Source organism: Streptomyces sp. NPDC001832, assembly GCF_040297265.1.
GTDB lineage: Bacteria > Actinomycetota > Actinomycetes > Streptomycetales > Streptomycetaceae > Streptomyces.
This window is the reverse complement of record NZ_JBEOYU010000083.1, coordinates 1-5,125: the sequence shown is the minus strand read 5'-3', so window position 1 is coordinate 5,125 and position 5,125 is coordinate 1. Positions and strand designations below refer to the sequence as shown.

Annotated in this window: 3 protein-coding genes; all 3 read right to left on the bottom strand. The window is 69.4% G+C overall.

From position 1 onward, the window contains the following. The coding region (locus ABT115_RS30575; RefSeq protein WP_351796693.1) for an ATP-binding protein at window positions 1-1,484 on the bottom strand (1,484 nt) is incomplete at its 3' end. Window positions 1,485-2,254: 770 nt separating this feature from the next. After that, the gene (locus ABT115_RS30565) at window positions 2,255-3,946 is read right to left on the bottom strand and encodes a flavin monoamine oxidase family protein (RefSeq protein WP_351796690.1); all 1,692 of its coding nucleotides are present in this window, start codon (window positions 3,944-3,946) and stop codon (window positions 2,255-2,257) included. A 99-nt stretch (window positions 3,947-4,045) separates the two neighbouring features. Continuing rightward, window positions 4,046-4,843 (bottom strand): carbon-nitrogen hydrolase family protein, encoded by a 798-nt coding sequence (locus ABT115_RS30560; RefSeq protein ID WP_351796687.1) that lies wholly within the window; start codon window positions 4,841-4,843, stop codon window positions 4,046-4,048. Between the last annotated feature and the right edge of the window lie 282 nt (window positions 4,844-5,125).

The window sequence follows — 5,125 nt, the reverse complement described above, 5'->3', positions numbered from 1 at the left end:
CCCGAGGTGCGCTCGGGCGCCGGTGCCGGGGCGCGCCCGGCGCCGGGACCGGGGCCGGGCGTCGTCGCGGGGGCGCGCGCGGGGGCGGGCGCGGTCCCCGCGGCGGGGCGGCCGGCCGCCCCGCGCAACACGGACTCGCGCTGCTGAGCGAGCAGTTGCTGGGGCAGCAGGACGACGGCGCCGGTGCCGCCGCGCGACGAGGGGCGGTAGTTGACGCTGATGCCGTACTTCACCGCGAGCCGTCCGACCACGGCGAGGCCGAGCCGGGTGCCCTGAAGCGAGGCGAGGTCGGTCATGTGACCGGACACCGCCTCCTCGGCGTGGCGCAGGGCCGCGTCGGCCATCTTCAGGCCGCTGTCCTCGATGGTGACGACCATGCCGGCGCTGCGGTCCTCGACGTAGACGTGCACCTCGTCGACGGGCGGGGAGAAGTTCGCGGCGTTGTCCATCAGTTCGGCGAGCAGATGCATGACGCCCTCGGCGGCGAAGCCGGAGATCGCGGCGGTGGTGGAGCAGTGCAGACGCACCCGCTGGTAGGCGGCGATTCGGCCGACGGCGCCGCGCAGAATGCTCTCCATCACGATCGGCTTGTTCCAGGCGCGGCTGGACCGGCCGCCCATGAGCAGCGCGAGCCGGTCGGTCATCAGGCCGAGCTGGGAGGTGCTGTGGTCCAGCTTCAGCAGGTCGCCGAAGACCTCCTCGCCGTGTCGCTCCTGCATGTCCCGCAGGTCGGCAAGCATGCTGACGGACTTGGCCTGGACGCGGCTGAGCGCCCTGGCAGAGGCCGCCTCTGCCGCGGCGGCGCGCCGCTCGCCGTGGGCGAGTTCGCGGACGAACGACTCGGTCGGGGTGCGGACCATGGGCAGCCGTGGCAGGTCGAGTTCGGCGAGCACCGTCTCGGCAGACTGGCCCTCGCGCAGCCGGGCGACCGCGGCGGGCAGGGTCTCCTTCGCCAGCCGCTCCAGCGCGGCGGCCGCCTCGTTCAGCTCGTACTGGGCCTGCCGGCGCTCGCCGTCCAGGGCGGCCGCGTGCTGCACGCCTTCCTCGACGGCGGCGGCGAAGGTGTGCACGATCCGGCCCAGCTGCGGGTCGGACGGAGGGGGCACGCTGCCCAGCGCGTCGGCCGCGCTCGTGCCGTCCCGCAACTGCTTGGCCATGGCGGGCAGCGTCACGTTGACCAGGTGCGCGGTCTCCGCCGACAGCTGCGCCGACTGCGCCTTGAGACGGCCGGTCTCGGAGGTCTGCGCGGCGGCCGTGCGCCGGGCCCGCTGGACAAGCCGGTGGCTGACGAGGACGGCCGCGGCCACGCACACCCAGGCGACCGCCGCCACGGTCAGCGCCCAGGTGCGGGCGCCGGACAGCGCCAGGGCGACCGCCACGCCGCCGGCCGCGGCACTCACCACCAGCACGACCAGGGGCGTGGTCGGCGAGGTGCGCGACGCCTTCGCCGGCCGGTGCTGACTGAGCGGTGCAGGCACTGACATTCCGCGGTCCCTCGGTCCATGAGATCAGAAGCAACGGGGCAGCCGACTCACGGCGGCCGCAGGTCGGAAAGGGGGTCGCCAAGAGGACGACGATCTTCCGACCGGGTACCTGATCATGCTAGCCACACTGCCGCGCGAGAAGATCTGACTAGCTGCACAGTCCGCCGGTGACCCAAGTTCGTCGTAAACCAACCGCATGAACACCATTCCGTGATAAGGGAGATGACGTCCGCTCAGCCCGGTTGACGCACAGAGGCAAACTGTCAAATGTGTTGACGAAGTGTCAAAAATGTAAAAGTGAACGCTTTTCGCACGTCAACTCCAAACACCAGCAACCACTTTCCAGCCAACCACACGCAGGCCGAAGCCGAACCGACCCAACTTCCGGGGCTGTTGGGACGCTCATCGAGGGTGGCGGCGACTGTTGGCGATGGTGTCGGACGGCTCCGTGACCGTGGTCCGGGTGACGCACGAGGACCGGCTCGCGAGGTTCGGGGTCGGCTGGCTCAAGCGCCTGTTCGCCGTGTACGGCGTCACCGTGGAGGTGCTGCACCCGAGGAAGCTCGGCGGCCGACGAGTGGGAGGCGGTGCGCGGGGCGATACCGGGCGGCGAACATCTGCCGTCCAGCATCATCCGGTCCCCCACCCGCCGGATCGCCGCGTATCTGCGCAAGCACGGCCTTCTCCCAGCCCACTTGTTCGAGCTGGAGTCCACTTCGCGTGTGGCCCGCATGCTGCTGCTGTCCGCATGTGGGCCGCCCGACAGCCTCTCAGTCCTCCGGGAGTTCGACCGGGGCGATGTCGTCGAAGACATCGCCGGGGCCGGGGTTCGTCGCATCGGTCGCGCCGCCGAACTGGGTCATCACACCCCACACGGCGTTGAGCGCGGTCTGTACGGCGCCCTCGGCCCATCCGGCCGTCCAGGAGATGTCGTCGCCCGCGAGGAACAGACCCCGCCGGTCGGCGGGCAGCCGGTCCTGCATGAAGTGGGTGAACAGCCGCCGCTGGTAGCGGTAGTGACCCGGCAGATTGGCCTTGAAGGCACCCATGAAATACGGCTCGTTCTCCCATGAGACCGTCACCGGGTTGCCGATGATGTGCTTCCTGATGTCGACGTTCGGGTAGATCTCGCCGAGCGACTTGAGCATGACGTCCATGCGCTCGTCCGGGGAGAGCGGCAGCCACTTCAGGCTGTCGTCGCACCAGGTGTAGGAGAGGCAGATGACGGCGGGCCGGTCGGGTCCGTCGTCCAGGAGGTACGTCCCCCGGGTCATCCGGTCGGTGAGCGTCATCGACATGGTGTCCCGCCCGGTGATCTCGTCCTTGTCCAGCCAGAACGGCCGGTCGACGGGGACGAACAGCTTGGACGACTCCATGTAGTGGGTGCGTTCCATCGCCGTCCAGTGGTCGATCGGGAAAAGCGCGTCGTCGCAGTCGATCTTCGAGAGCAGCAGCCAGGACTGCCCGGTGAAGATCGCGGCCGGGTAGGTGCGGATGTCACCGGTGGCGTCGGTGACGGTGATCCGGTTTCCGGCGGTGCGGTTCAGCCGGGTCACGGCGGGGCGCGGCTCGCCGTTGTGCAGCGAGGACAGCGACGTACCGAGCGGCCAGTGGACGATCTTTTGCGGTTCGCGGTCCCAGAGCCGCAGTGGGAGCTGTTGGCTGCCGCCGACGATGCCCCGGTGGTGGTCGTCCGCCTCGGTGTAGACGACGCGCAGGATTTCCAGGATGGAGTTGGGGAAGTCGGTGTCCCAGCCGCCGGTGCCGAAACCGACCTGGCCGAAGATCTCACGGTGCCGGAACGACGTGAAGGCGTCGGATTCACAGAGGAATCCGTAGAAGGTCTGGTTGTCGAGCTTCTGGACGAGCTTCGCCCAGATCTCGCGGATGCGCGGCACATCGCGTTCGCGCATCGCGCGGTTCATGTCGCAGAAGTCCGCGCCCTCTTCGAGACACCGGTTCCATGCGTCCATCACATCGCGGTAGACCTGCGGCAGATCGGCGATGGTCCGCGCGTAGTGCGACTCGCCCTTGAGGTCGACGACGGTCGACGGGGTGGCTGGGGAGAGCGGGTTGGGGAACGGCTTCGTCTCCAGACCGACCAGGTCGATGTAGTGCTGGAGCGCGGTCGAGGACGGCGGGAAGCGCATCGCGCCCATCTCCGCGGTGAGTTCCGGGCCGCAGCCGTCGAATCCGACGGTACGCAGTCGGCCGCCGATCTCGTCCGCTTCGTAGACGACGGGCTTGAGCCCCATCTTCATCAGCTCGTAGGCGGCGACGATGCCTGAGAGCCCGCCACCGATGACGGCGACCTCGGTGCCGTGCTCGGTCGCCGGAATCTGCCCGATCCCCGCGGGGTGCGCCAGGAAGTCGTCGTACGCGTAGGGGAAGTCCGGCCCGAACATCGTGATCGGCTCGGCCGCGTCGGTGTGCTGGACGGCGTTGGGCACCGTGGACGTCATGGGGTACGGACTCCTTGCACAAAAATGGGTGGAACGGGAGTGGCGGGCTCAGAGCCTGTCGAGTGACCTCTGACCGGGCGGCCACGGCCCGGCAGGCACTCAGACGAGGGAGCCGTACAGACCGGGGCGGCGGTCGTGCAGATACGGGTTGGCGGCGCGCGACGCGCTCAGGAACTCAGGATCGACCTCACCGATGACCAGCTCCTCGTCGCGTCCGGCGCGGGTGCGGACGGTACCGTCGGGACCGGCCAGGCAGCTCAGCCCGACGAACTCGAACTCGCCTTCCGGACCGGTCCTGTTGACGTACGCCACGTACAGCTGGCTCTCGAACGCGCGGACCGGTACGACGGACTCGGCAACGAACTGGAAGGGGTGCATCTGCGCGGTGGGCACCAGCAGCAGATCGGTGCCGGCGAGGGCGTGCGAGCGGACGTTCTCCGGGAATTCGACGTCGTAGCAGATCATGATGCCGATGCGTACGCCGTCCAGCTCGGCCTGGACGACGGACTGCTCGCCGGGGGTGAACCACTCCTGCTCGAAACAGCCGAAGAGATGGGTCTTGCGGTAGTTCGCGAGCGCCACCCCGTCCGGCCCGATGAGCTGCGCGGCGTTGAAGATCTGCTCGCCCGCGCGCTCCGGATAGCCGTAGAGGACCGCGAGCCTGTGCCTTACGGCGATCTCGGCGACGGCCCGGGCACAGGGCCCGTCGGCCGGCTCGGCCAGCCGTGGCACATCGGCCCCGATCGCGTACCCGGTCAGGAACAGCTCGGGGCAGACCAGCAGCCGGGCCCCGGCGTCCGCCGCCCGCCGCGCCGCTGCGTCGAGCACCTTGATGTTCTCGTCCACATGCCCGGGTCGTCCGGAGCTCTGGAGCAGGGCGGTGCGCAACGGCGGCATGGCTGACCTCGGGCGGTGCGGGTGGGGCGGGGACGTATTGACGGTACGGTCCGTCACTCGAACCGGACAAGGCGCGACCGTTGCGCGTGCACCGTCGATCCATTGCGCGCCGACGCCCTGTGGCAGCGATTCATTGCGTTCGACGTCTCTGCAGGTCAAGCAGGTGACACAGGTCTCAGCCCGGTGCCGCCCAGGGCGTGTTTCGAAAGTCCCGTCGTCCGCCCGAAGGGCGGGCCCCGCGGCGTCTGGTGCGTGCGATCGCAAGGCGGAGGGTCGTCCTCG

Excerpts from the sequence above, each read along its gene's own strand:
- ABT115_RS30565 (WP_351796690.1), bottom strand. The coding sequence starts at position 3,946 with ATGACGTCCACGGTGCCCAACGCCGTCCAGCACACCGACGCGGCCGAG.
- ABT115_RS30560 (WP_351796687.1), bottom strand. The coding sequence starts at position 4,843 with ATGCCGCCGTTGCGCACCGCCCTGCTCCAGAGCTCCGGACGACCCGGG.